Source organism: Massilia sp. NP310, assembly GCF_019443485.1.
GTDB lineage: Bacteria > Pseudomonadota > Gammaproteobacteria > Burkholderiales > Burkholderiaceae_D > Telluria > Telluria timonae.
Genome location: NZ_CP080379.1, coordinates 2,865,363 through 2,889,696, shown reverse-complemented (window position 1 = coordinate 2,889,696; position 24,334 = coordinate 2,865,363). Strand labels below are relative to the sequence as shown.

Genomic DNA, 24,334 nt, shown 5'->3' with positions numbered 1-24,334 from the left:
CGTTGTCGTTACTGCCTGGGCGATCAGCCACGCAGCAGCGACAGGACGCCGTTCGGCAGCGAGTTGGCCTGGGCCAGCATCGAGGTGCCAGCCTGCTGCAGAATCTGACCACGGGTCATGTTCGCGGTTTCGGCAGCGAAGTCGGTGTCGACGATGCGGCTGCGCGATGCCGACAGGTTTTCGGTCGACGAACCCAGGTTCGAGATCGCCGATTCGAAACGCGACTGCAGTGCGCCGTATTCAGCGCGCTTGCTGTTGACCGAGGCTAGCGCTGCGTCAGCAGTCTTGATCGCCAGCTGGGCGCCGTCAAAGGTACTGATGTCGAGGTCAGCCACCGATTTCAGAGCCGATGCACCACTGGTAGTGCCGGCAGCCAGACCCCAGCCACTTGCATCCGTCACCGAGAAGCTCTTTTCCGAGTCCATGGTGATGGTTCCCTTGGCGGTAGCAGCGCCGCCGGCAGCTGCCATGGTTGCCGCGCCAACAGAGGTGCCATCGGTTTTGTAAGTGTCCAGGGTTGCGGTCTGGCCAACGGTGGTGTTGGTCAGCTGGATGTCATTGCCTTCCGCATGGGTCAGCTTGACGCCACCGGATTCGTCGTACGACGCGGTAACGCCGGTTTTGGCCGATTGCGCATTGAAGGCACTGATGGCTGCGGCATAGCCGTTCGCGTCCTGCTTGCCGACCGAGAACGAAATGGTGACCGCGTCGGTGGTGTTGTCGCCTTTCAGCGTGAACGTGTACGACTTGTCTGCCGTGGTAGCCTTGAGCAGTGCTTCGGTCTTTGCGGTGGCGGTCACGCCGGTGTCGCCGCTCAGCTTGTTGATACCTGCTGCAGTGGTCTTGGCCGTTTCGCCAGCACCGACGGTGTGGGTCTTGGAACCTTCCGAGCCATTGATCACCAAGGCGCCGCCGGTCAGGGCAGTGGTGCCAGCCGCTTTTGCATTGTTCTCCAGGCGGTTGTTGCCGTAGGTCGTAGTGTTGAAGTTCGCGCCCGTCATCGAGATCAGCTGGCCTGCGTTGGCGCCGACCTGGAAGTTCGCGGTACCCATCGAACCGTCCATCAGCTTCTGGCCGTTGAATTCGGTGGTGTTGGCGATACGGTTCAGTTCCGAGGTCAGTTGGGTGACTTCGGTCTGCAGGGCCTTGCGGTCGCTGGCCGAGTTCGACGAGTTCGACGATTGCACTGCCAGCTCGCGGATACGCTGCAGGATGTCGCCCGAGCTTGCCAGGGCGCCTTCTGCGGTTTGGGCCATCGACACGCCATCGTTGGCGTTGCGGGTGGCTTGGGTCATGCCCTTGATCTGCGACTGCATGCGATCGGAGATCGCGAGGCCGGCGGCGTCGTCCTTGGCGCTATTGATGCGCAGACCCGACGACAGGCGCTGGATCGAGGTGTTCAGGGAAGCTTGCGAGGACGACAGGTTACGCTGCGAGTTGAGGGATGCAACGTTGGTATTGATGACGGATGCCATGGTGTCTACTCCAGAGACGTGGTCTTTCAGGGTGCAGCGACCTTGCTGCTGTGTACTTTGGTCCGTCGCGCTGTTCCGCGACGTTCAAACCGCTGTTGTTGCTGGTAACGGTGCCCTATGGAAAAAGTTTAGGGCCACGTTTGAAAAAATTGAGAGTTTTCAAGCACATCGGCCAAGCATGGCGTCTCTTGGCGGCAATTGAATGAGGAACTTTAGGGATAAAAAAGTTTTTTTTGCAGGCTAAATTTGTTTCCGCAACTGGCCGGGCAGGGCCGAGCTCAGCTGATTTGTTGTCGCGCTTGCAGTGACCGATGGTCCGGATCAGGTCCGGAGTAATGTATATAGCTTGCTCATTTCCGCCCATCCGCTTTCGAACAAGGAATCCTTGACGCGATTGGAGTAGGCGGGATCATGCTGGAACCGGCGACACTGCATCTGCGCCGTCGCCGCCAAGGTGGCTAACGGTGGCACGTCGCCTGCCGTATTGCACTGCACGGCCAGCAGCGTGCGAAGCAGGCCAAAGCGCGCGATCAGGCGCAAGTAGCTTTCATAGGGATTGTTGCCGTTGAATGGAACAAGCTGGCTAAACATCTCATTCACAACATAATTCTCAAGAAACCATGGGGCCTCCAACAGCGCTTCATCCAGGCGTTCCAGACCATGCCGGTAGGCCGTGACCAACCGCTCAGCGCTGACCTGGCCATACACATCAGCTCCAAATTTGGACGCGATCTGTTCGATCATGCTCTTTTGGAAAGGCGATACGGTATCGAATCCTTTGGCAGCCCACAGTGTGGCAAAAACCATTGCTTGGGCTTCGTGATTTGGCTGGATGCTATTCAGCGTTGCTAATAGCTCGCCGTTTTCGATCAAGTGCACAAAATCGTTGATCAAGGCAGGGATAGTGGCCTGCTCGTTTCTGATGCAGAGATGGGTCAAGGCATCGCAGAACGTGCCAAGTATCGCAAGGCGCTGCCACAAGGCGAGTTCGCGCGTACGCATCAGGTTCAGGCAGAAAATCCGGGTTTCGACCATCAACTCGGGTGTCACACCGGCGCATTGGCTTACCTCGAGGAGCGCGGAGCCACGCAGATGGACCGGTGTCTCAACGAATTCGAATGCATCCTCAGCCAGCAATGCCAGACGCGCTGCCTCGGGGCACGACAAGGTAATCGTCTGCTCAACCTGGCCGTGGAGCCTGCGGTTAGTTCGAGGATAGGAATGGCATACATTGGGCAAATAGGATTCGCCCAGGTTCGACTGCACCGAGCACATGCCATCAGCGAGCGCAGGACATTGCTTGAGTTCACCAACCGGTCTGATGACAGCATAGCCGCCGTTCGATGTCATTTCATCCAGGCGCACGGTATTGGCGACCATGTTTTCGAGTGCGGGGACTGATTCCTTACGGTAGGCCTTGTACGTTTTCTTGTCTACCTGAACAATCCAGCCAGAACAGCACGTATCTTCGCAGCTCGGTCCAATGCAGCGGAAGCGCTCCACGAAGCGCGGCATGAGGGCGGACAGGGTCTGGGTGCGATGCAGGATGGGCATGGTCTGGACAGTCGATCTGGTTGGACATAACACCGCGTAGTGTATGCCAAGCAAGTCTTCCCTCAATCCGCGATCACCACCCGATTCTTCCCGCTATTCTTGGCTTGGTACATCGCCTTGTCGGCGCGCGCCAACAGCGACGCCTGCTCTTCGTTGGGCACCCGGAGCGCCACCCCGCACGAGAACGTGATGAGCATCTTCTCGTTATCGTGCAAGAAAAAGTGCTTGGTCAGCTCGCGCTGCACCCGCACCATCGCCGCCGCCGCCGCCTCGACCGTGGTCTCCGGCAGCAGGATCAGGAATTCCTCGCCGCCGAAGCGGGCGATCACGTCCATCGAGCGCAGCGTCTCGCGCACCACCTTCACCAGGTGCTTGAGCGCGGCGTCGCCCGCCATATGGCCATAGGTGTCGTTCAGGCGCTTGAAATTGTCGAGGTCGAGCAGGGCCACGCACAGCGGCGTCTTGCGCCGGTCGGCGCGCGCGCTCTCGCGTTCGAACACATCGTCCAGGCCGCGGCGGTTGAGGCTGCCGGTCAGCTGGTCTTCGCGCACCAGTTCGCTCATATGCTGGAGCTCGGCTTCCAGCTCGCGAATGCGCTGCTCGGCCTCCTGCACCTCTTTATGCGCGCTGACCATGCGGTCGCGCGAGGCCAGCGCCTCGTCCTGGGCGCTGCGCATCTCGCGCAGCACTTCGTCGAGCACGCCGTTGATCTCGTTCACGTCGGTGGCCTTGCCGATGCGTTCCGAGAAGCCGCCCAGCCTGGCGTGGTAGTCGCTGGTGGCGGCGGCGGCCGAGCCGAGGCGGTCGATGAAGGTCATCATCATGTTCTTCATCGCCCCGCGCACGTCGTCGATGCCGTGCTTGAGGTGGCCCTGCTTGATGATCACGTCCTTCAGGCCGCGGGTGGCGTCTTCCAGCGCGCGCGTGTCGAGCGGGCCCTTGATCAGTTCCTGCACCACCAGCACCTGGCCGCGCATGTAGTTGTCGTCGTCGAGCAGGCCCTCGATATTGTCGAGCAGCAGGCGGAACAGGCGCAGCAGCAGGTCCTGCCGTTCGGCGCCGTCGTCCTTGCGCAATTCGATCTGGAAGCACAATTGCTTCAGGCGCGCCGCGATGTCCTGCAGTTCGGACTCGCCGACGGCGGTCTTGACCGCCGCGCCGAGCGCTTCGGCCTCGGCCGACAGTTCGGCGTCGCCGCTCAGCAGCGAGGCGCAGGCGAAGGACAGGGTGCGCGCCAGCATCTCGCGCAGCAGGACGGTGTCCGGTTCCTCGTCGCCCAGGGCCATCACCGGGGTGTTGCGGCGCAAATGACGCTCAGACATTTGTCCCAGCGCCTGGGTATAGCCGGTCCAGTCTTCCAGCTTGACCGCGCGCGTCATCCGGCGGCCGTACTCCGACAGCTCGCCCGGCGTCTCGGCCATGCGGCGCGCGAAGCCGGCCAGGACCTCGATCGCGCCCGAGTCCGGCGCCGGCGCGGGAGCTGCTGCCGGCGGCGCCGGCGGAATGCCGGCGATCTCGTCATAGATGGCGCGGTAATTGTCCGGCGTCGGCGCGATGCGGCGCGTGGCGAGGCGGCGGAACGCCTCGCGTGCGATTTCAGCGGGATTCGCAGCAGGATTCGCAGCGGGATTCGCAGCAGGATTGGCTGGCTGGTTCACGGCGGGCGCGGCGGGAGTGGACGAGATGGACATGGATTACTGCGCAATGACGAATTCGCGGGATTGGCGACATGATAATCAGCTTTTTTGCCATGCATCAATTAAAAAACAGTAACACAGTCCTTGAGCGCACCGGTTGCCGCCGCAGCGCAACGAAAATGTCACATTCAGTCCACCAAACCGTTACGGATGGCGTAGGTCGTCAGCTCGGCGCTGGTCTTGAGTTTCATTTTGACCAATAAACGAGCGCGGTATTCGCTGATGGTCTTGACCGACAGCGACAGCTCGCGCGCGATCTCGCTGACGGTCATGCCGGAGGCGATCATGGTCAGGGTCTGGTACTCGCGGTCGGACAGGCCTTCGTGCACCGCCGCCTCGTGGTCGGCGCCGATCGAGCTGGCCAGGGTCTGGGCCAGCGCCGCGCTCACGTATTTCTGCCCGCCCGCCACCTGGCGGATGGCCGTCACCAGCTCGCGCGGCGCGCTCTGCTTGGTGAGATAACCGGACGCGCCGGCCTTCAGCGCGCGGATCGCGTACTGGTCTTCGCGGTGCATCGACAGCATCAGCACCGCCAGCTCGGGCCGGTCTTTCTTTATTTGCTTGAGCACGTCGATGCCGTTGCGGTCGGGCAGCGAGATATCGAGCAGCATCACATTGGCCTTGGACTTGCCCACCAGCCGGGCGGCGTCGACGCCATTCTCGGCCTCGCCGGCGACGTTGATGTCGCGCTGCTCGGCCAGGATCTGCTTCAGGCCCTCGCGCACGATGGCATGGTCGTCGGCGATGAAAACGCGGATGTTTACTTTGTCGGTCATTCTTCTTCTTGCGCTGCCTTGTGGGCCGCCGCCTGCTGGGCGGAAGCCTTCGATGCCAGCCTGGTCTTGATGGTCACCATCGTGCCACCTCCGGGCGCGGACGACAAGGCCAGCGTGCCGCCCAGCGCGCTGGCGCGCTCGCTCATGCCGCGCAGGCCGAACGATTGCGGCTTGAGGCGGTCGGCGGGCTGGATGCCGCGGCCGTTGTCGCAGATCGCCAGGGTGAGCAGGTTGCGCTGGCGCCGCAGCGACACCGTGACCCGGGTCGCATTGGCATGCTTGGCGACGTTCGTGAGCGCTTCCTGGAAGATGCGAAACAGCGCGCTCGCATGGTCGGGCTCGAGTTCCAGGTCCCCATCGTCGTCTCGATGCGGACAGCGCATGATGACGGCGATCCCCATCTGCTTCTCGAATTCGCGCGCCTGCCACTCCAGTGCGGCGACGATGCCGAGGTCGAGCGTGCTCGGGCGCAGGTCGAGCGAGATGCGGTGCACCGCCTCGATGGTGCGGTCGACCAGGCCGTCGACGTAGTTCGCCTTGTCGTGCAGGTCCGGCTGGTCTGGCGGCAGGCGCGCCGACAGCATGGCGAGCGCCATCTTGATCGCCGTGAGGTTGCCGCCCAGGTCGTCGTGGATCTCGCGCGCGATGCGGGTGCGCTCGTCTTCCTTGGCCTGCTCGATATGCGCGGTCAGCTCGGCCAGGCGCTCGCGCGAACGGTGCGATTCTTCCTGCTCCTGCTTGCTCGCCGTGATATTGGTCATGATGCCATCCCACTGTACCGCGCCGTCCTCGCGGGTATGCGGGGTGGCGCGCAGGTTGATCCACTTGACGTCGTTCCAGGCCGGGATGCGGATCCGTCCTTCCCAGTTCCAGGCCGCCAGGGCGGCGGCCGACTGCCGCATCGCCTCGTGGTAGGCGCGGCGGTCTTCCGGCAGGATCAGGTTTTCGAACAGGGCGGGGTCGTCCTGCAGCTCGCCGGGCGCCAGGCCGAGCAGCGCGGCGCAGCCTTCGTTCAGGCACGGGAAGCTGGTGCTGCCGTCGGGGTGCAGGACGAACTGGTAGACCAGGCCGGAGGTGGGAGGATGTTCGGTGTGGAAAGGGGAGGGCAGGCTCATCGTTTTGTCTCGTCGCTTCTTTTGCGCGCACTGCTTTGGCTTGTCTGCATCATACGATAAAAGCGCGCGAATCCCGGCGCAGGCGACGCCAAGTCTCGTTACAATAAGGTCATGAATAAGGCATTTGTAAAAGAGTCCGATAACGACGACGACGAAGAAGCGTTGGCCCTGGCGCAGGCGATTCCTGCCGGCGCCAAGAATTACATCACCCCGGCCGGCTACCAGCGCATCAAGGACGAGTTGCTGCAGCTGATCGACGTCGACCGGCCCGAGGTGGTGCGCATCGTGCACTGGGCTGCGTCGAACGGCGACCGTTCCGAGAACGGCGACTACATCTACGGCAAGCGCCGCCTGCGCGAGATCGACCGCCGCATCCGCTTTCTCACCAAGCGCATGGATTCGGCCTTCGTGGTCGACCCGACTGTTCACTACGGCAACGACCAGGTCTTTTTCGGGGCCACGGTGAGCTATATCAACAAGGCCGGCGAAGAGCACACCGTCACCATCGTCGGCGTGGACGAGCTCGATCCTTTGAAGGGCAAGATCAGCTGGGTGTCGCCGGTGGCGCGCGCACTGACCAAGTGCCGCGAGGGCGACGTGGTGCCGCTGCAGACCCCGCTCGGCATGGACGAATTGGAGATTATCTCGGTCGATTATCCCGAACCCGTGGCCGACTGAGTTCCGGGTTGGCTGCTAAGATGAGGTCATGAACCGACCTCACGACCCGGCGTCCGACCTGGACGCCCTGGCCGCGCTGCGCGCCGCCACTTCCGCACGCCACGAACGGCTCGACAGCGGCTTGCCGTTGTCCGGTCCTGCCCCCGATGTGCACGACTATGCCACGCACCTGACGATGGTGCGCGACTGGCTGGCGCCGCTGCAGGGCTGGCTGGACGGCTTCGCCGACGGTCCGCAGACGGTCTTGCCGGCGCTCGGGCGGCTGGCGTTGATCGACGCCGATCTGAATGAGCCGGGCATGCCGCCGCTGCGCGCGCCGTCCCACCCGCATGCCTGGCCGCAGGATGCCAGCGCCGCCTACCGCTGGGGCGTGGCCTACGTGATCGAAGGATCCCAGCTGGGCGGGAAGGTATTGTACGGAAAGCTCTCGGAACGGCTGGCGCCGCATCCACTGCGCTACCTGCGCGGGGCCGACGAAGGCCCGGGGCCGCGCTGGCGCGCGTTCATGCTGGCGCTGAAAGAACACGTGAAGTCGCCGGACGAGATTGCCGACGCGTGCGCGGGGGCGTGTGCGGCGTTTGACAGCATCCTGGCGCTAAGCGTCGTCGGCAAGGCTGCCTGACAACGGCCCACATCCTCAGCGCGTCTTTCCCGCGCAGGCGGGAACCCAAGACCGCTCGAGCAACGGCTACGGTTGATGTTAACTCGCGGCAGAAGACTGGGGTTCCCGCCTGCGCGGGAACGACGTGGTCAAGCACGTCGCCGATCGTTACGACCGCTCCCGCTCCACGCGATTGACCCCCGCCACCCGGCGCAAGTTGCGAATCAGCTGCGCCAGATGCACCCGATCCTTGATCTGGATCGTGAAGCGCAGCTGCGTCATGCTGTGCTCGTCATCCTCGTCCATGCCGACATAGGTGATGTTGGCGTCCGACTCGCCGATCTCGGCGGCCACGCGGGCGAGAATGCCTTTTTCGTTGTTGATCAACAGGCGGATGCGGCAGTCGAAGCGGCGGTTGAGCTCGTCACCCCACTGCACCGCGATCCAGCGGTCCGGTTCCTTGGCGCGGATGCGCTTGGCCGGCAGGCAGTCGCAGGTGTGGACCACCAGCGCCTGGTCGCGCCGCAGCTGGCCGGTGATCTGGTCGCCCGGGATCGGCAGGCAGCAGGGCGCCAGTTGCACCGCCACGCCTTCGCTGCCATAGATCGTGACCGGCGCGATCTCGCTGGCGGGCAGGGGTTTACTCGACGGCAGCAGTTCGGGGTCGCCCTCCATCAGGCCGAAGATATGGCGCGCCACCAGGGCCGGCATGCGCTTGCCGATGCCGATGTCGGCATACATTTCTTCCATCGACTTGGCCGAGGTTTCGGCCAGCAGGCGCTCGATGACGGCGTCCGACAGGTCTGGCTTGATATTGCGTACGGCCAGCGCCTGGGCCAGCAATTCCTGCCCCAGGTCGACCGATTCGTTGACGTCGATCGCGCGCAGGTGGTGACGGATCGCCGAGCGCGCCTTGCCGGTGCGCACAAAAGTGAGCCAGGTCGGGCTTGGGCGCGATTCCGGGTCGGTGATGATCTCGACGATGTCGCCGTTGTGCAGCTCGGTGCGCAGCGGCTGGTCTTCGTTGTTGATCTTGACGCCCACCGTGTGGTCGCCGATGCCGGTGTGGATCGAGTAGGCGAAATCCAGGGCCGTGGCGCCGCGCGGCAGGGCGATGATCTTCGACTTGGGCGTAAACACATACACCGAATCCGGGAACAGGTCGACTTTCACGTGTTCGAGGAACTCAGCCGAGTCGCCGGTCTGCTGCTGGATGTCGAGCAGCGACTGCAGCCAGGCATGGGTGCGCTGTTGCAGGTCGGACATGTTCGAGTCGCCCGTCTTGTACAGCCAGTGCGCCGCCACGCCGCTCTCGGCGGTGCGGTGCATCTCTTGCGTGCGGATCTGGAACTCGACCGGCGTGCCGTAGGGGCCGATCAGGGTGGTGTGCAGCGACTGGTAGCCGTTGATCTTGCCGATCGCGATATAGTCCTTGAACTTGCCGGGCATCGGCTTGTACAGGGCGTGCAGGGTGCCGAGCGCCACATAACAGTTGGGCACGCTGTCGACGACGACGCGGAAGCCATACACGTCGAGCACCTGCGAGAACGACAGGTGCTTGTTGCGCATCTTTTTATAGATGCCGTACAGCGTCTTTTCGCGGCCATAGACTTCGAACTGCAGGCCGCTGGTCGCGAGCTGGTTCTTGACCGCCTCGAGGATCTTCTTGACCACTTCGCGGCGGTTGCCGCGCGCGGCCTTGATCGCCTTCGACAGCGTCTGGTAGCGCAGCGGATACAGGTGCGAGAACGAGAGGTCTTGCAGCTCGCGGTAGATATTGTTCAGGCCGAGGCGGTGGGCGATGGGGACGTACACTTCCATCGTCTCGCCGGCGATGCGGCGCTTCTTGGCCGGCACCATGACGCCCAGGGTGCGCATATTGTGCAGGCGGTCGGCCAGCTTGATCAGGATCACGCGCACGTCGGACGCCATCGCCAGCAGCATCTTGCGGAAATTTTCCGCCTGCGCTTCGAGCTGGCTCTGGAATTCGATCTTTTCGAGCTTGGACAGGCCGTCGACGAGGTTGGCGACCTGGGCGCCGAAACGCTCGATCAGTTCGTCTTTCTTGACGTCCTGGTCTTCGATCACGTCGTGCAACAGGGCGGCCATGATGGCTTGCGCATCGAGCTTCCACTCGGCGCAGATCTCGGCGACGGCGATCGGATGGGAGATATAGGGCTCGCCCGACTTGCGGACCTGGCCCAGGTGCATCTCGTCGGAGAAGCGGTAGGCTTCCTTGACCTTCTTGAGTTCGGCGGGCGTGAGGTATTCGGACAGCATCGTGATCAGCTGCGTGACCGATGCGACGCCGGGAGCGACGGGCTCGAGGTAATCGGGAGGACGATTGTCGGCACGCCGCTCGCGTGGAGCAGCAGGGTTGCGTGTATTGGTCGAATCTGGGGACAGGTTCATTACGTTAAATCGTCAAGCCGTAGTGATCACAGAATAACAGAAGACGGGATAACGCTAATCCAGGCAACCCCGAAGGGAATTACATCGGCACTTTTTTCAGCATTTCCAGGCCAACCTTGCCGGCGGCGATTTCGCGCAGGGCGACGACGGTCGGCTTGTCTTTCGCTTCGACCTTCGGGGTGTGGCCTTGCAGCAACTGACGAGCACGGTAGGTAGCGGCCAGGGTCAGCTGGAAGCGGTTCGGGACGTTCTTGAGGCAGTCTTCGATGGTAATGCGGGCCATGTGTGTGCTCCTGATATGCGAAAAAATTCAGTTCAAAACGGGTAACGACAACGGTGAAAAGCGCGCCTGAATGGCGCGCTGATCACGATTGAGGTTGATGCGCGTGGATTCCCAGCTGGGCAAACAGCGTAGCGTTGCGGGCGGCCTGTTGGGCGAACCGGCAACGTGTCGCTTTGACAATCGCCTGCAGTTCGGCCAGGGCGACGTTAAACTCTTCGTTGATGATAGCATATTCGAACTCCGGAGCGTGAGCCATCTCGCCGCCGGCCGCCAGCAGGCGGCGCGTGATGATGTGCGGCTCGTCCGTGCCACGCTTGTGCAGGCGCTCTTCCAGCGCCTCGATCGACGGCGGCAAGATGAAGATGCCGGCCGCGTCCGGGAACAGTTTCTTCACCTGGCGCGCGCCCTGCCAGTCGATCTCGAGCAGGATGTCGGTGCCGTTCTTCATCTCTTGTTCGACGGTCAGGCGGCTCGTGCCGTAGTAATTGCCGTGCACCTCGGCCCATTCCAGGAATTCGCCGCGTTCGGCGCGGGTGACGAAATCCTCGGCGGTAGTGAAGTGGTAATGCTCGCCATCCAGCTCGCCCGGACGCGGCTTGCGGGTCGTGGTCGAGATCGACAGCTTGATGCCGGGTTCCTGCGCCAGCAGGGCGTTGACCAGGCTCGATTTGCCGGCGCCGGACGGGGCGGCGACGATGAACAGGCTGCCGGAGAAGGCGTGTGGGAGCATGGTAAATCCTTTGTCAATACGTTGGTGCGGCGCGGGCCGCGGTAGTTCATGTAAACGCTGAACGCGTCGGCGGCGTAGCCGCCAACCCCACGTAGGGTTGACGGGTTTCCCGTCAACGCGTTCAACCGGCCCTGGATCAGCCGAAAAATCTTTTACTGCCGGATCACTCCAGATTCTGCACCTGCTCCCGCATCTGCTCGATGAGGAGCTTGAGTTCCATCGACGCATCCGCCAGCTCCTTGACCGAGGCCTTGGCGCCCAGCGTGTTCGCTTCACGGTTCAGTTCCTGCATCATGAAGTCGAGGCGCTTGCCGACCTGGCCGCCTTTTTTCAGGATGTGGCGGGTCTCGTTCAGGTGGGCCGACAGGCGCGACAGCTCTTCGGAGACGTCGATCCGGATGCCGTACAGCGTCACTTCTTGCCGGATCCGCTCCAGCACTTCCTGGCGCGTGAGCGTCGACGGATTGCCGTGGCCGGCCAGGCCCAGGGCGTCCTGCATGCGCTCGACCGCCTTGTGCTGGAATTGCGAAATGACTTGCGGGATCAGCGGCGTGATGCGCTTGACGATGGCTTCCATCGATTCGATGCGCGATTGCAGCATCGATTCGAGCGCCGCGCCTTCGCGCTTGCGGCTGTCGACGAAAGCGGCGATGGTGGTGGCGGTGAGGGCGGCCACATCAAGCTGGAGCGACTCCTGGCCGATCGTCGATTCTTCGATGACGCCGGGCCAGCGCAGCAGCTCGGCCACCGTCATCGGGGATGCCTGGGCAAAGTGACGCGTGACTTCGCCCTGCAGGCGGGCGAGGTCGGCCAGCAGTTCCTGGTTCAGCGCCGAGGAGCCGCCGCTGACCTTGCGGCCGAACGACAGGCGCACCTCGACCTTGCCGCGCGTGATCGCGGCCATGATCGCCGAACGCAGGTCGGGTTCCAGCGCGCGCAATTCGTCATTGATGCGGAACTGGAGATCGAGGAAGCGCGAATTGACGCTCTTGATTTCGATCGTGAGGGTTCCTGCAGCGCCTTCGCTGGTGGCGACCGCATAACCTGTCATGCTTGAAATGCTCAATGGGATCCCCGGTTTTTATTCTTTACAAAGCCGACATTTATCCACACAATCGCCCTGTTTAGCAAGGAAACCCACTTGGATGGCTGCACAGAATAACGCTCCCCTGCCCGATGGGCTGGACATTGCCGGATACCGCATTGTAAAGAAAATTGCGTCCGGTGGGTTCAGTATTGTTTACCTTGCCTATGACGGCGAGGGCAATGCGGTCGCCATCAAGGAGTATTTGCCGAGCGCGCTCGCGCTGCGCCAGCCGGGCGAACTGGTGCCCGTCGTCGCCAAGCCCCACCTGGCCGTGTTCCGTATCGGCCTCAAGTGCTTTTTCGAAGAGGGCAGGGCGCTCGCGCGCATCGTGCACCCGAATGTGGTGCGCGTGCTGAACTTCTTCCGCGCCCACGACACCGTCTACATGGTGATGGCTTACGAATCCGGGCACTCGCTGCAGGAACACATCGCGCGCGCCGCCGCCAAGGGCAGCCGCCTGGGCGAGGGGTTCGTGCGCCAGGTATTTACGGGCGTCTGCGCCGGCCTGCGCGAGGTGCACGCCAACAAGCTGCTGCACCTCGACCTCAAGCCCGCCAACATCTACCTGCGCACCGACGGCTCCCCCTTGCTGCTCGACTTCGGCGCCGCGCGCCAGACCCTGCACAGCGATGCGCCGATGCTGGCGCCGATGTACACGCCGGGCTTCGCCGCGCCCGAGCTGTCCGCGCGCGGCGCCAGCCTCGGACCGTGGACCGATATCTACAGCCTGGGCGCCGCCATGCTGGCCTGCATGAGCGCCACGACGCCGCAGTCGGTCGAGGCCCGGCGCGCCGGCGACCGGCTGCTCGAGCAGCTGGATACATTGGTGGGACGTTATTCGCCCGAGCTGATCGACCTCGTGCAATCTTGCCTGGCGCTCGATCCGCTCGCGCGTCCGCAGAGCGTGTTCGCGATCCAGAAAGCGCTGCAGGCCGCACCGGCGGCGCCGCGCGCGGTGGCGTCCGCATCGGTGTCCCCATCGGCGCCGGCACAGGCGCGCGGCGGCTGGCGCGGACTCGTCGACCGTCTCGGCGCCTTCGGGCGCGGCCAGGGGTAATCATGCAATTCTCCGTCTACCAGCAAAGCCATATCGGCGGCCGCAAGGTCAACCAGGACCGCATGGGCTACTGCTTCACGCGCGACTCGCTGCTGCTCCTGCTGGCCGACGGCATGGGCGGGCACATGAACGGCGAGATCGCCGCGACCATCGCGCTGCAGACGGTGTCGATGATGTTCCGCATGCAGGCGCGTCCCTACGTCAAACGCCCCGAGCGCTTCCTGGAAGAAGCGCTGCTGCAGGCCCACCACGACATCCAGGCCTATGCCGCCACCCACGGCCTGCCCGAGATGCCGCGCACGACCGTCGTCGCCTGCCTGGTGCAGCACAACTGCGCGGTATGGGCCCATGCCGGCGACTCGCGCCTGTACTGGGTGCGGCGCAACCAGGTGCTGGCGCGCACGCGCGACCATTCGCATTTCGAATACCTGGTCGACCGCGGGCGCGCCGATCCGAGCGAGCGCGCGACCCACCCCGACCGCAACAAGCTGTACAACTGCCTGGGCGCCTCGAGCGCGCCGAAGATCGAGCTGTCGCACCAGGTCAGCCTGCAGCCGGGCGACGTGCTGCTACTGTGCTCCGACGGCCTGTGGTCGATGCTGCCCGAGGCCGAGATCGTGCACCGCCTGGCGACCGGCAGCGTGGTGCAGGCCGTGCCCGCGATGGTGCAGACCGCGGCCGCCGTCGGCGGCGCCCAGGCCGACAACACGACCGCGCTGGCCATCGCCTGGCAGGGCGCCGACACCGCGCAGGCCGGCCTGCCCAATGTGATCTCGACCCAGCTGCTGGGCGAGGACATGGTCAGGTCGACCATCGTCGGGGCCGAGGCCGCCCCGGGTGGCGCGGACGCCTTCGGCGACGACGACATCGAAAAAGCGATCGCCGAGATCCGTGCGGCGATCGAGAAGTCATCCCAGGTCATCAAGTAAACAAGCAAACAAGAAAGCAACCATCATGACATTTGAACAGCGCCCCAGCGGCCGCGCGGTCGACCAGCTGCGTCCCGTCTCCATCACCCGCAACTACACGCGCCACGCCGAAGGCTCGGTGCTGATCGAGTTCGGCGACACCAGGGTGATCTGCACCGCCAGCATCGAAGAGAAGGTGCCGGGCTTCTTGAAGGGCAAGGGCCAGGGCTGGCTGACCGCCGAATACGGCATGCTGCCGCGCTCGACCCATAGCCGCATGGACCGCGAAGCCGCGCGCGGCAAGCAGAGCGGCCGCACCCAGGAAATCCAGCGCCTGATCGGCCGCTCGCTGCGCGCCGCCTTCGACCTGGAAGCCTTCGGCGAGCGCACGCTGCACCTCGATTGCGACGTGATCCAGGCCGACGGCGGCACCCGCACGGCAAGCATCACCGGCGCCATGGTGGCGGCCCATGACGCCTTCGGCAAGCTGGTGGCGGCCGGCCTGATTCCGGCGATCCCCGTGCGCCACTTCGTGGCGGCGGTATCGGTAGGCGTGTATCGCGGCGAGCCGGTGCTCGACCTCGACTATCCGGAAGATTCGGATTGCGATACCGACATGAACGTGGTGATGACCGAGGCCGGCCACTTCATCGAAGTGCAGGGCACGGCCGAAGGCGCGGCGTTCGACCGCGCCGGCATGAACCGCCTGCTGGACCTGGCGCAGCAGGGCATCGCCGACCTGATCCACCTGCAGAAGCAGGCCTTGCGGCTCCTGTGACCTGCATGGGGTGTGTGAAGCCGGTAAAATAGCCGGCTTATCCAATCCAACCCGCATAACCATGACCCAACGCCTGATCCTCGCCTCCAATAACGCCGGCAAGCTGAAGGAGTTCGCCCAGCTGCTCGGCCCCATCGGTTTCGAACTGCACCCGCAGGGCGAATTCGACGTGCCGGAGGCGGAAGAGCCGTTCGGCACCTTCGTCGAGAACGCGCTGGCCAAGGCGCGCCACGCGTCGCGCCTGACCGGCCTGCCGGCGCTGGCCGACGACTCGGGCGTGTGCGTGAATGCGCTCGGCGGCGCGCCGGGCGTGTATTCGGCGCGATTTGCCGGCGAGCCGAAATCGGACGCCCGCAACAACCAGAAGCTCGTCGCCGACCTGGCAGGGCTTGCCGACAAATCGGCCTATTACTATTGCGTGCTGGTCTATGTGCGCCATCCGGACGATCCGCAGCCGGTGATCGCCGACGGCCGTTGGAATGGCGAGATCATCGCCAATCCGCGCGGCGAGAACGGCTTCGGCTACGATCCGCATTTCCTGATCCCGTCGCTCGGCAAGACCACCGCCGAGCTGGCGCCGGAACAGAAGAACGCACTGTCCCACCGCGGCCAGGCGCTGCGCGCGCTGGTCGAGAAACTGAAGTCCGCCTGACATGATCCCGATTAAAGTCGCCGCCCCCGGGCCGGGCGAGCCGCGTTCGCCGGCCAGCGCCGCGCTGCAATACCTGCAGCCGGGCGCGCTCAACCTCTCCGCCTTGCCGCCGCTGTCGCTGTACGTGCACTGGCCCTGGTGCGTGCGCAAATGCCCGTACTGCGACTTCAATTCGCACGAGGCGAAGGGAGAGTTGCCCGAGCAGGCCTACCTGGACGCGCTGCGCCTCGACCTGGAGCAATCGCTGCCGCTGATCTGGGGCCGCAAGATCCACACCGTCTTCATCGGCGGCGGCACGCCGAGCCTGATGTCGGCCGCCGGCCTGGACCGCCTGATGTCCGACCTGCGCACCCTGCTGCCGCTGGAGCTGGACGCCGAGATCACGATGGAAGCCAATCCCGGCACCTTCGAGGCCGAGCGCTTCAAGAGCTACCGCGCGAGCGGCATCAACCGGCTGTCGATCGGCATCCAGAGCTTCAATCCGGCGCACCTGAAGGCGCTGGGCCGCATCCATGATGGTGACGAAGCGTTGCGCGCGGTCGAGATCGCGAAGAACACCTTCGAGAACTTCAACCTCGACCTGATGTACGCGCTGCCGTCGCAGACCCTGGAAGAGGCACGGCGCGACCTGGAAACGGCGCTGTCGTTCGCGCCGCCGCACCTGTCGCTGTACCACCTGACGATGGAACCGAACACGGTATTCGCCAAGTATCCGCCGGCGCTGCCGGACGACGACCTGAGCGCCGACATGCAGGACATGATCGCCGAGGTGACGGGCGCCGCGGGCTACGAACACTACGAAGTCTCGGCCTATGCCCAGCCGGGCCGGCGCGCGCGCCACAACCTGAACTACTGGAAGTTCGGCGACTACCTCGGCATCGGCGCCGGCGCACACTCGAAGCTCTCGTTCCCGCACCGCGTGCTGCGCCAGGCGCGCTTCAAGCAGCCGGCGTCGTTCATCGAGGCCGCCAGGCGCGGCAATCCGGTGCAGGAAGAACACGAGATCGGCCGCGCCGACATGGGTTTCGAATTCATGCTTAACGCGCTGCGCCTGACCGGCGGCTTCGATCCGAACCTGTTCGGCGAACGCACCGGCATGAACATCGGCGCCATCACGAAGGCGCTGAACGAGGCCGAGGCGAAAGGGCTGATCTACCGCGACCACAAGCTGATCAAGCCGACCGAGCTGGGGCAGCGCTTCCTGAACGACCTGCAAGAGATGTTCCTGGCCGAGTAAGACCTAGATTTCAACCGCGCCGGCCAGCGCCTCCAGGGTGCGGGAGAGACCACCGACGATGCGCGCCATGCCGTCGTAGTCGTTGCGATCCTGCGTCCGGTTTTGCTCCTGGTCGGGCTCAGCCCCGGCGTGGAAATAAGGGAAGCGCAGGAAGCCGGCATCGGTGATCACCAGCGCAGGCCCGTCTTCCGGCCCGCTGCCATGCCCCGACAGGGTGAGTCCCATCACGTGGGCCGGCGCCGCCAGTCCTTGCCGGGCTTGCATCGGATCGTTGCGCAAGGCGGCCAGCGCCTGGCGCACCTGGGTCGACGATTCGCGCGTTCCAATGAAGGCCATGAAGTTGCCGCCATCGCGGCGCGCGGCGATGGCGCGCCGGTCCGCTCCTGCGGCAGGTTCATCATTCACGAAAAAGACGAAGCGGACTTCGGTGCCGTAGGCGGGATGCAGCGTCCTGGCCGCGCGCGCCAGTTCGAGCACGGCGGCGGCGCCGGCGATCCCCGCAGGGGCATCCTGGTCGAGGTGGGCGCCGACGATGAAGGTGCGGGCGGGGCGCTCGCCGGGCGCCAGCCTGGACACCGCCACCTCGATGCTGCGGCCCGGATGCGCCGCGTCGCCGCCTTGCCGTACGTGAGGGGAGTAACCGTAGCGCCGCAACGAGGTTTCGACATGGCGCAGCGCGCTGTATGGCTTGGCCGACGCGGCGGACGCCAGCGCCTGGGTGTGCATCTGCAGGCGCATCGCCAGCGGCGGCACACTCGACCTGGTGTCGAGGGTCACCAGGGCCAGCACGATCGCCAGCAGGATCGCGAGGATGACTTTCCAGTGTGAGTTGAAAAAATTGCGCATGGCGTCACACTGCGCCGCGGGGCGCATCGTCGACAGTCGATGGAGCCAGTGTATCCAAATCGCTGGCCGCACGCCCCGCCGCACTGGCAATTCCGCGTTACAACTTGGACAAGACGGAACGTGCCGGTTTTCGTTGTCCCACGCGCAGGCGCGCCCGGCTGCGGTGCCAGTGGAGAGTTGCGCACCATCAACCTCGTGGAAAGGTGCCATGGCTATGATCGGGTTTGCTCATAGGCATTAGCGAACTGCTCACATGAGGTGGATACCGTGATTATCGATAAGTTTGCCGCCGCTGCTGGTAGTTTGACCGACATGAACCGCGCCATACGGCTGCGTCTGTCCACCCCAAGCGGTATCGTCGACGATCTGCTGCTGGTGAAATATGTCAGCGGGGTCGAGACGATCTGCGGGGGGATTGAATATGCGCTGCAGTGCGTGTCACTTCAGGCGGGCATGGAGCTCAAGCGCTTCATCGCCAATCCGGTCGAACTTCAATTCGTGACAGACTCGGGCAAGCTTCGTACCGTATGCGGGATCATCGGTGGCGTGATCGAAGGGCAGAGCGACGGCGGGCTTGCAACTTACCAGTTGATGATTCGGGACGCTGTTTCGCTGCTCGAGCAAACCTGCAATACACGGGTTTTCCGCAATCGCAACGAGATCGACATCACCGAAACCATCTTGCGCGAGTGGCGCCAGGCCAATCCGATCGCGGCGGCCGCATTTCGTTTCGAGTGGGGCGGGTTGAAGCAGTATCCACCACGCGAGTTTACGATGCAGTACAACGAATCCAACGCTGCTTTCTTGCGGCGTCTCTGGAAGCGTCGGGGTATCGCATGGTTCATCAAGGCGGGCGCCTCGAATGAACGAGGAAGCAGCGATGTCCCGGTCCATACGCTGGTCCTTTTCGATAGTCCTAACGCGCTGGAGCAGAATCCGGCCGGTGCGGCGCGCTACCACCGTGATCACGGTACCGAGCAACGCGACAGTATCACCTCCTGGCATGCGGTACGTAACCTGACGGCTGGGCGTGTCAATCGCCATAGCTGGGATTACGCTCAGACGTGGTCCATGACTAGCCAGGAAACGAGTCTCGTCGATCAGGGAGCGATGGGGAATCAGTTCGCTGCCAGTCTCGATGAGTACCTGATCGATTCGCCACATGCTGGTGACAATGGCGACGACTATCGGAGCCTTGGCGTGCTGCGCATGCAACGCAAGGAATACGAGGCCAAGTTCTTCCAGGGAGAAAGCGGCGATCGGGACATGCGGGTTGGGCAGTGGCGTCGCATCGATGGGCATCCGGAGATCGATACCCATCCAGCTGATCAACGGGAATTCGTCTGCACCGAGCTGCGGGTGGAAGCCGAAAACAACTTGCCGAAAACGCTCGACGAAAAGGCCGGGCGTCTGTTCGCCCTGAACCGCTGGAGCGGCGATCGCGCCGCCTTGATGCATGCCAGTGCTGAACGCGGCGTGCGTTACACGAACCGATTTACGTGTGTGCGGCGGGGGATCCCGATCGTTCCCGCCTACGATCCGCGCATCGAGCTTCCGCGAACCGAGGCGCAGACCGCTATCGTGGTCGGACCTGTGAATCAAGAGATCCACTGCGACGAGCGTGGTCGGATCAAGGTCCGATTCCCTGCGTGCCGGCCGGAAGACCATGCGCATGCGGATGGCGCTGGCGCTTCCGGCAGTGATCGTGATTCGGCCTGGTTGCGCGTTGCTTCAGGGTGGGCGGGTAACGGATATGGGGCTATCTCCCTGCCGCGCGTCGGCGACGAGGTCGTCGTCGTGTTCTTGGGCGGCGATCCGGACAAACCCCTCATCATCGGGAACGTCCATGGCGCTCGAACGCCGTCACCTTCGTTCAGCCGCAATAGCGTTCTTCCCGGCGACAAGCACCTTTCTGGAATCGTGAGCAAGGAAGGGCAAGGGATGCGGGCCAATCAGCTTCGCATGGACGATACGCCGGGGCAGATCAGTGCGCAGCTTGGGAGCGAACACGCGCATAGCCAGCTGAATCTCGGTTATCTCACGCAGCCAAGGCGTGACGGTTCGGCCGAGCCGCGTGGTGAAGGTGCAGAACTGCGTACTGACGCAGCGTTGTCCTTGCGGGGCGGGCAAGGGATTCTTATCAGTGCGGATGCGTCACTGCGCGCTGTGGGGCGGTTGCTCGATCGCGATGGATTGGCTGGCCTCGCAGAGGCGTTGTCGACTATACAGACGCAATTGGCAGAGCTGGCCGAGACGCATGAGACGGATGCAGTCGAAGGAGAATCGCTGGCGCAGCTTAAGTCGCATCTTGAGCAATGGGAGGATGGCAGCAACGCAGCGGGCAAATCGGCGTCGGGAGAGTGCGGGAAGCCGATTGTCGCTATCGAAGCGCCGGCCGGAGTGCTGCTGGGTAGTCAGGCGGGCGTGGCGATTGGGGCGCAGAGCCATATCGATCTGGTCAGCGTTCGAAATACGCAGGTTTCGGCCGGACGCAAGTTGATCCTTCATGCCCTGCAGGGAATCAGTTTGTTTGCGCATTCACTGGGGGCCAAGTTGGTTGCGGGAAGCGGAAAGGTTGAAATCGAGGCGCAGGATGAGAACGTGGAGATCACATCGGCGAAACGTATCGTCCTTTCCGCCACCGAAGAAATCGTCTTGCAATCCCCGAAGGTGACGGTTGTGACCCAAGGTGCGCAAGTGGCACTCGGGGATGGCGCAATTACGCATCAATGCACTGGCAGTTTCACAGTCAAATCTTCGAAAACCGAGTTTCCAGGTGCTGGTGACGGAGGTTCGCTTTCCATGCGCATGCCGAAGAGCATGGTTGAACATGACCAGCGCGTGCGGTTGGCGGATCTATCGACTGGTGAGCCGCTTGGCAATCAGCGTTATCGGGTGACATTAGAAGATGGACAGGTCATTGAAGGGCGTACCACCGCCGACGGGATGACGGAGAATTTTAAAACTGATATCCCGTTCGGTGGTTACACTATCGAAGCACTCGATGACTGAATGCTTTGGCGAGGAGGTGCGATATGAATTCTTCTTTCAGGCCTTATGGATACAAGCTTCCAGTGAATCCGAAAAACAGGCAAGGAAACGTTTCTCACGGCTTCGTTACACCACGACAAGATCGAACTCCACAAGTAAAATGTACTTTACCTAGGAAGGTGCTGCCTATTATTTTTATCCCCGGAATTATGGGGTCAAATCTGCGCTTAAGGATGGATCGGCAAGAGAAAATAGGGCAGGATCACAATATATCGTGGCGCCCCGATAATTCCTCTGTCACGATTCAACAATATGATGACAGTCCTGCAGAGCGGCAACTGCGCCTCGATCCGGAAGTTACTGAGGTAGATACATATGATCCGGTAAAAAACAAAACCGGGAATCGAAGCGAAAGCTCTGATCAGAGAAACGAGGCGGTGCGTTATTCATGGGGCTATGGCGGATGGAGGCGACTTGACGGTCCTCTACTACAGGGAGATCCTCCTGGTGCAAAAAATGGTCGAACTCAAGACCAGAAGGCCCGGGAGCGGGGCTGGGGTGAGGTGTATTTCGGTAGCTATCAGTCTATTCTGGCGGTTTGCGAAAACAAGCTGAATTCAGCATTTTCGAACGGAAATATTGAAACGTATTTAAGCAAGCATATCGTTAATGTTGATCCTGCCAAATGGGGGGCGCATAAAAAATCATCAATGACCGCAATCGATGTGGGTGCCATCCGGGTTGCTGTTAGAGGGTGCTGGTTTCCTGTTCACGCCATGGGGTATAACTGGCTTAGGAGTAATAGAATATCTGGTGTTGATATCGCAAGAAGAATTAATAGTCTTATAGATGATTATCAAAAGCAGGGATTTCGGTGTGAGAAAGTAGTCTTGGTAACCCATTCCATGGGTGGATTAGTGGCCCGCGCCGCAATTCATCCTAAGATAGGAAAAATCAATGACAAAGTACTTGGTGTCATACACGGGGTCATGCCCGCTGTCGGAGCGGGCGCTGCATATAAACGTATGCGCTGCGGTGTTGAGAGTACGTGGTACAGCCTTCCAACTACCATAGGCGCGGCAATCCTAGGAAATAATGGAAAGGATGTTACTGCCGTCCTCGCGGGTGCTCCAGGAGTGCTGCAATTACTTCCCAGTCGACTTTATGGAAAGCACTGGTTGGAGTTTAGAAAGAATGACGAGATGGTAAAGAGCTGGCCCGAAGAATGTCCCTATGAGGAGATATATAAGAAAAGAGGAAAATGGTATGGTCTATTTCGCGAAGAGTGGATTAACCCGGCTGGTTTGAATACGGCTGGAATTTCGCAAACTCTCCGTCATTTGGACGAGGCTAAGAAATTTCATGAACACATCGAAAATACATACCATGAAAATAGCTACGCTCATTATGGTGCGGATGCCGAAAGGAAAGCATGGCATAAAGTTGTATGGCGAGCAGATGATACAGCGGTTTTTCGTGATGCTGAAGCATTGAGCATCGTCGAAGATGACCAGAAGGGAGAATTGAAACTGCTAGATAAGACGATAGCCGAGAAATCTCCCGACAAGGTATTCGATGCTGATATGCAGGCTGCCGCAGAACCGGGAGACCAAACTGTCCCGCTACACTCAGGCGATGCTCAGCTTAGGAGCGGAAAATTCAAGGGAATTTTCAGACAGTCTGGGTATGAGCACCAGGCAAGCTATGACGATAAGGCAGTGATAGATGCTACCTTGTACAGCTTATTAAAAATCATATCTACAATGAGATGGTCTGAAAAATGAAAAAACTTTCGTTATCCCCAAATTCGTGGGTGACTGCAACGATTTTTTCATTAGTCATTGCTTCCGGGGTGAGCTACGGATTTTCTATATTCGCTGGAGAATTGATGAGTAAGTCACATGGCCGCATTGGTGAAATGTTTGAAAAGACTCGTCTCGTATGCTTCGGACGATTTGTCATTGCCGTGCCGGATGGCGCGATCATGGTGCATGGGCCGGCAGAGTTAAATGGCAGTTTCAGTGTTTATCGAGATCAGGCTGATAGGCTTGCGGAATTTGCCTCGTCTCGGCTTGGCGAAGCAAAAGAGGAAAAGGATTATATTCCAGAAGATCAAGTCCAGGATTTTCCATTGGTCGGAAAAATAAGAGATGGAGTGTTGCCTGGTCAGAAATTGGTATTTGGGGCGAAAAGTTCGATCGGCTATACTATCCATTCTTACATGCCGATAGGAAGAGATTTGTTTATTCTGGAGAGAGGAAATGTGGCAGAGGCAGAGGAAGCAGTTCGAGAGATGAATCGGTTTGCTACGCAACTGCGCCCGCGTGATGATTACGAAATTCCAGTTGGACAGGGATTTTGTGTCGATGGAGGATTTGTCGATATTCAGCCAGAATATGAAAACACTGCTTTTGGTCTTCGTTTCAAAGAGTTCCCGGATGTCCGTTTTTCGATACAGACGCTAAAAAATCGTGATTATTTGCAGGAAAGCAGCAGTCCCTCGGCCATGCGTAAGAGTGCCAGGGAGCGCGCTAGTGTTATTCAGCTCGCAAGCTTCTTCGCACGCATCACAACACTGCGCGAAGGTCGTCGTCAACTTGACGGCTGGGAAGGTGAAGAAATTCTGACCAGAAGACCGGAATACAAAGACGATACCGACGCGCACGAATTTAGGTTCTTCAGTGTGGGCCAGCGTCACGACGCCCTGCACCCGCTACTGGATATTCGCATGGATACTGGCGTAAAGGAAAACGCCAAGGCAAGTGTCAGGCCGAGCCTTACCGACGAGGCGGCATTGGCATTGTGGGACAAGCTCCTCCCGACTATCCGTGTGCGCCGGCCAAGCGACGCCACGCCGCCGCCTGCACCGCCGCCCACGGTATCGCTTGAAAGTGTAAGGAAGTCTGGAGATATATGTCCTCAATCGGGTTGGTGGGAATGCCTGGAAAAGCGGAAAATTGAGGGAGAAAGGCGTCGACTCTTCACGGCAGGCGACAAGTTGCCACCTGTGTTGGCTGATGGCGGTGCGAGTTTATGGAATACGCTGATCGGTAACACGCACCAAATAGCAACGGTGGAGTGGAAGTTAGTCGAATATGACCTGCCATCTGTATTCTCGGTCGAGACAAAAGGCGCTGGAATTCCACAAGCAGGCAACGATGCGAAGGTAGACGATGCCTAACGTGATTCGCTTGAACGACCCCACCAGTCACGGCGGAAAAGTAAGCAAAGTCGCCGCTACGCACTTCACTGTCGGCGGTCTTGCCGTGGCGTGTGTCGGCGACACATGTACTTGCCCTGTACATGGTCCAGTCACTATTGTGGAAGGAGAGGCAAAACACACCATTGGCGGTCTTCCCGTCGCTTATGAAGGCCACAAGACCAGCTGTGGTGCGACGCTGGTATCAACAGTGAACAACTTCAACCACAAGTGATCAGGAGCGGATTTCCGTAGCGA

Annotated in this window: 21 protein-coding genes; 11 read left to right on the top strand and 10 right to left on the bottom strand. The window is 61.4% G+C overall.

The features are described 5' to 3' along the window. Positions 1–23: 23 nt before the first annotated feature. The 5 genes from KY496_RS12750 to KY496_RS12730 form a co-directional block, all read right to left on the bottom strand. On the bottom strand, positions 24–1,475 hold the full coding sequence (locus KY496_RS12750) for a flagellin (RefSeq protein ID WP_005665909.1): 1,452 nt from the start codon (positions 1,473–1,475) through the stop codon (positions 24–26). Between the two features lie 321 nt (positions 1,476–1,796). Continuing rightward, a complete protein-coding gene (gene fliB, locus KY496_RS12745; RefSeq protein WP_005665911.1) occupies positions 1,797–3,029 on the bottom strand; it encodes a flagellin lysine-N-methylase in 1,233 nt (410 codons plus the stop codon). 62 nt (positions 3,030–3,091) lie between these two features. After that, entirely contained in the window at positions 3,092–4,720 is a 1,629-nt protein-coding gene (locus tag KY496_RS12740) for a GGDEF domain-containing protein (protein WP_219864967.1), read from the bottom strand. A 134-nt stretch (positions 4,721–4,854) separates the two neighbouring features. Next, positions 4,855–5,502: a response regulator transcription factor gene (locus KY496_RS12735; protein ID WP_005665914.1), complete on the bottom strand. Its 648-nt coding sequence runs from the start codon at positions 5,500–5,502 to the stop codon at positions 4,855–4,857. After that, a complete protein-coding gene (locus KY496_RS12730) occupies positions 5,499–6,617 on the bottom strand; it encodes a sensor histidine kinase (protein ID WP_219864966.1) in 1,119 nt (372 codons plus the stop codon). The genes KY496_RS12735 and KY496_RS12730 overlap by 4 nt, the downstream gene beginning before the upstream one ends. A 111-nt stretch (positions 6,618–6,728) precedes the next feature. On the opposite strand from KY496_RS12730, the gene greB reads away from it, so the two are divergent. Both greB and KY496_RS12720 read left to right on the top strand, forming a co-directional pair. Continuing rightward, the gene (greB, locus tag KY496_RS12725) at positions 6,729–7,295 is read left to right on the top strand and encodes a transcription elongation factor GreB (protein ID WP_184238970.1); all 567 of its coding nucleotides are present in this window, start codon (positions 6,729–6,731) and stop codon (positions 7,293–7,295) included. A gap of 28 nt (positions 7,296–7,323) precedes the next feature. Continuing rightward, on the top strand, positions 7,324–7,917 hold the full coding sequence (locus KY496_RS12720) for a biliverdin-producing heme oxygenase (RefSeq protein ID WP_219864965.1): 594 nt from the start codon (positions 7,324–7,326) through the stop codon (positions 7,915–7,917). Between the two features lie 147 nt (positions 7,918–8,064). Here KY496_RS12720 and KY496_RS12715 read toward each other — a convergent pair whose 3' ends face one another. The 4 genes from KY496_RS12715 to KY496_RS12700 form a co-directional block, all read right to left on the bottom strand. Then, positions 8,065–10,308 carry a bifunctional (p)ppGpp synthetase/guanosine-3',5'-bis(diphosphate) 3'-pyrophosphohydrolase gene (locus KY496_RS12715; protein ID WP_005665921.1) on the bottom strand — a complete coding sequence of 748 codons (2,244 nt, stop codon included), beginning with the start codon at positions 10,306–10,308 and terminating at the stop codon, positions 8,065–8,067. Between the two features lie 79 nt (positions 10,309–10,387). Further along, on the bottom strand, positions 10,388–10,591 hold the full coding sequence (rpoZ, locus tag KY496_RS12710) for a DNA-directed RNA polymerase subunit omega (RefSeq protein ID WP_005665923.1): 204 nt from the start codon (positions 10,589–10,591) through the stop codon (positions 10,388–10,390). 82 nt (positions 10,592–10,673) lie between these two features. After that, a complete protein-coding gene (gene gmk / locus KY496_RS12705) occupies positions 10,674–11,321 on the bottom strand; it encodes a guanylate kinase (RefSeq protein ID WP_005665925.1) in 648 nt (215 codons plus the stop codon). Positions 11,322–11,484: 163 nt separating this feature from the next. Next, on the bottom strand, positions 11,485–12,372 hold the full coding sequence (locus tag KY496_RS12700; RefSeq protein WP_005665927.1) for a YicC/YloC family endoribonuclease: 888 nt from the start codon (positions 12,370–12,372) through the stop codon (positions 11,485–11,487). 94 nt (positions 12,373–12,466) lie between these two features. Between KY496_RS12700 and KY496_RS12695 the strand changes: the two genes are divergently transcribed. From KY496_RS12695 to hemW, 5 genes are all read left to right on the top strand, one after another. Next, positions 12,467–13,465 (top strand): serine/threonine-protein kinase, encoded by a 999-nt coding sequence (locus KY496_RS12695; RefSeq protein ID WP_184238963.1) that lies wholly within the window; start codon positions 12,467–12,469, stop codon positions 13,463–13,465. Between the two features lie 2 nt (positions 13,466–13,467). Next, positions 13,468–14,394, top strand: a complete 927-nt coding sequence (locus KY496_RS12690; RefSeq protein ID WP_219864964.1) for a PP2C family serine/threonine-protein phosphatase — start codon at positions 13,468–13,470, stop codon at positions 14,392–14,394. A 25-nt stretch (positions 14,395–14,419) separates the two neighbouring features. Continuing rightward, positions 14,420–15,151 (top strand): ribonuclease PH, encoded by a 732-nt coding sequence (rph, locus tag KY496_RS12685; protein ID WP_005665932.1) that lies wholly within the window; start codon positions 14,420–14,422, stop codon positions 15,149–15,151. A gap of 61 nt (positions 15,152–15,212) precedes the next feature. Then, on the top strand, positions 15,213–15,803 hold the full coding sequence (gene rdgB, locus KY496_RS12680; RefSeq protein WP_005665933.1) for an RdgB/HAM1 family non-canonical purine NTP pyrophosphatase: 591 nt from the start codon (positions 15,213–15,215) through the stop codon (positions 15,801–15,803). 1 nt (position 15,804) lies between these two features. Beyond that, positions 15,805–17,040: a radical SAM family heme chaperone HemW gene (hemW, locus tag KY496_RS12675; protein WP_219864963.1), complete on the top strand. Its 1,236-nt coding sequence runs from the start codon at positions 15,805–15,807 to the stop codon at positions 17,038–17,040. Positions 17,041–17,043: 3 nt separating this feature from the next. Here hemW and KY496_RS12670 read toward each other — a convergent pair whose 3' ends face one another. Next, positions 17,044–17,886: a hypothetical protein gene (locus tag KY496_RS12670; RefSeq protein ID WP_219864962.1), complete on the bottom strand. Its 843-nt coding sequence runs from the start codon at positions 17,884–17,886 to the stop codon at positions 17,044–17,046. Between the two features lie 267 nt (positions 17,887–18,153). Here KY496_RS12670 and KY496_RS12665 point away from each other — a divergent pair, with 267 nt between their 5' ends. From KY496_RS12665 to KY496_RS12650, 4 genes are read left to right on the top strand one after another with little or no spacing between them, the layout of a single operon-like run. Then, positions 18,154–20,898, top strand: coding sequence for a type VI secretion system Vgr family protein (locus KY496_RS12665; RefSeq protein WP_229520511.1), 2,745 nt, complete (start codon positions 18,154–18,156; stop codon positions 20,896–20,898). Between the two features lie 23 nt (positions 20,899–20,921). After that, positions 20,922–22,661, top strand: a complete 1,740-nt coding sequence (locus KY496_RS12660) for a triacylglycerol lipase (protein WP_219864961.1) — start codon at positions 20,922–20,924, stop codon at positions 22,659–22,661. Continuing rightward, complete coding sequence (locus KY496_RS12655) at positions 22,658–24,058, top strand: T6SS immunity protein Tli4 family protein (RefSeq protein WP_219864960.1); 1,401 nt, start codon at positions 22,658–22,660, stop codon at positions 24,056–24,058. The genes KY496_RS12660 and KY496_RS12655 overlap by 4 nt, the downstream gene beginning before the upstream one ends. Next, positions 24,051–24,311: a PAAR domain-containing protein gene (locus KY496_RS12650; protein ID WP_081589879.1), complete on the top strand. Its 261-nt coding sequence runs from the start codon at positions 24,051–24,053 to the stop codon at positions 24,309–24,311. Before KY496_RS12655 ends, KY496_RS12650 begins: the two co-directional genes overlap by 8 nt. Positions 24,312–24,334: the final 23 nt, after the last annotated feature.

What these genes read in the sequence shown, in the direction of transcription:
- KY496_RS12750 (WP_005665909.1), bottom strand. Translation starts at nt 1,475, where the DNA reads ATGGCATCCGTCATCAATACCAACGTTGCATCCCTCAACTCGCAGCGT.
- fliB (WP_005665911.1), bottom strand. Translation starts at nt 3,029, where the DNA reads ATGCCCATCCTGCATCGCACCCAGACCCTGTCCGCCCTCATGCCGCGC.
- KY496_RS12740 (WP_219864967.1), bottom strand. Translation starts at nt 4,720, where the DNA reads ATGTCCATCTCGTCCACTCCCGCCGCGCCCGCCGTGAACCAGCCAGCC.
- KY496_RS12735 (WP_005665914.1), bottom strand. Translation starts at nt 5,502, where the DNA reads ATGACCGACAAAGTAAACATCCGCGTTTTCATCGCCGACGACCATGCC.
- KY496_RS12730 (WP_219864966.1), bottom strand. Translation starts at nt 6,617, where the DNA reads ATGAGCCTGCCCTCCCCTTTCCACACCGAACATCCTCCCACCTCCGGC.
- greB (WP_184238970.1), top strand. Translation starts at nt 6,729, where the DNA reads ATGAATAAGGCATTTGTAAAAGAGTCCGATAACGACGACGACGAAGAA.
- KY496_RS12720 (WP_219864965.1), top strand. Translation starts at nt 7,324, where the DNA reads ATGAACCGACCTCACGACCCGGCGTCCGACCTGGACGCCCTGGCCGCG.
- KY496_RS12715 (WP_005665921.1), bottom strand. Translation starts at nt 10,308, where the DNA reads ATGAACCTGTCCCCAGATTCGACCAATACACGCAACCCTGCTGCTCCA.
- rpoZ (WP_005665923.1), bottom strand. Translation starts at nt 10,591, where the DNA reads ATGGCCCGCATTACCATCGAAGACTGCCTCAAGAACGTCCCGAACCGC.
- gmk (WP_005665925.1), bottom strand. Translation starts at nt 11,321, where the DNA reads ATGCTCCCACACGCCTTCTCCGGCAGCCTGTTCATCGTCGCCGCCCCG.
- KY496_RS12700 (WP_005665927.1), bottom strand. Translation starts at nt 12,372, where the DNA reads ATGACAGGTTATGCGGTCGCCACCAGCGAAGGCGCTGCAGGAACCCTC.
- KY496_RS12695 (WP_184238963.1), top strand. Translation starts at nt 12,467, where the DNA reads ATGGCTGCACAGAATAACGCTCCCCTGCCCGATGGGCTGGACATTGCC.
- KY496_RS12690 (WP_219864964.1), top strand. Translation starts at nt 13,468, where the DNA reads ATGCAATTCTCCGTCTACCAGCAAAGCCATATCGGCGGCCGCAAGGTC.
- rph (WP_005665932.1), top strand. Translation starts at nt 14,420, where the DNA reads ATGACATTTGAACAGCGCCCCAGCGGCCGCGCGGTCGACCAGCTGCGT.
- rdgB (WP_005665933.1), top strand. Translation starts at nt 15,213, where the DNA reads ATGACCCAACGCCTGATCCTCGCCTCCAATAACGCCGGCAAGCTGAAG.
- hemW (WP_219864963.1), top strand. Translation starts at nt 15,805, where the DNA reads ATGATCCCGATTAAAGTCGCCGCCCCCGGGCCGGGCGAGCCGCGTTCG.
- KY496_RS12670 (WP_219864962.1), bottom strand. Translation starts at nt 17,886, where the DNA reads ATGCGCAATTTTTTCAACTCACACTGGAAAGTCATCCTCGCGATCCTG.
- KY496_RS12660 (WP_219864961.1), top strand. Translation starts at nt 20,922, where the DNA reads ATGAATTCTTCTTTCAGGCCTTATGGATACAAGCTTCCAGTGAATCCG.
- KY496_RS12655 (WP_219864960.1), top strand. Translation starts at nt 22,658, where the DNA reads ATGAAAAAACTTTCGTTATCCCCAAATTCGTGGGTGACTGCAACGATT.
- KY496_RS12650 (WP_081589879.1), top strand. Translation starts at nt 24,051, where the DNA reads ATGCCTAACGTGATTCGCTTGAACGACCCCACCAGTCACGGCGGAAAA.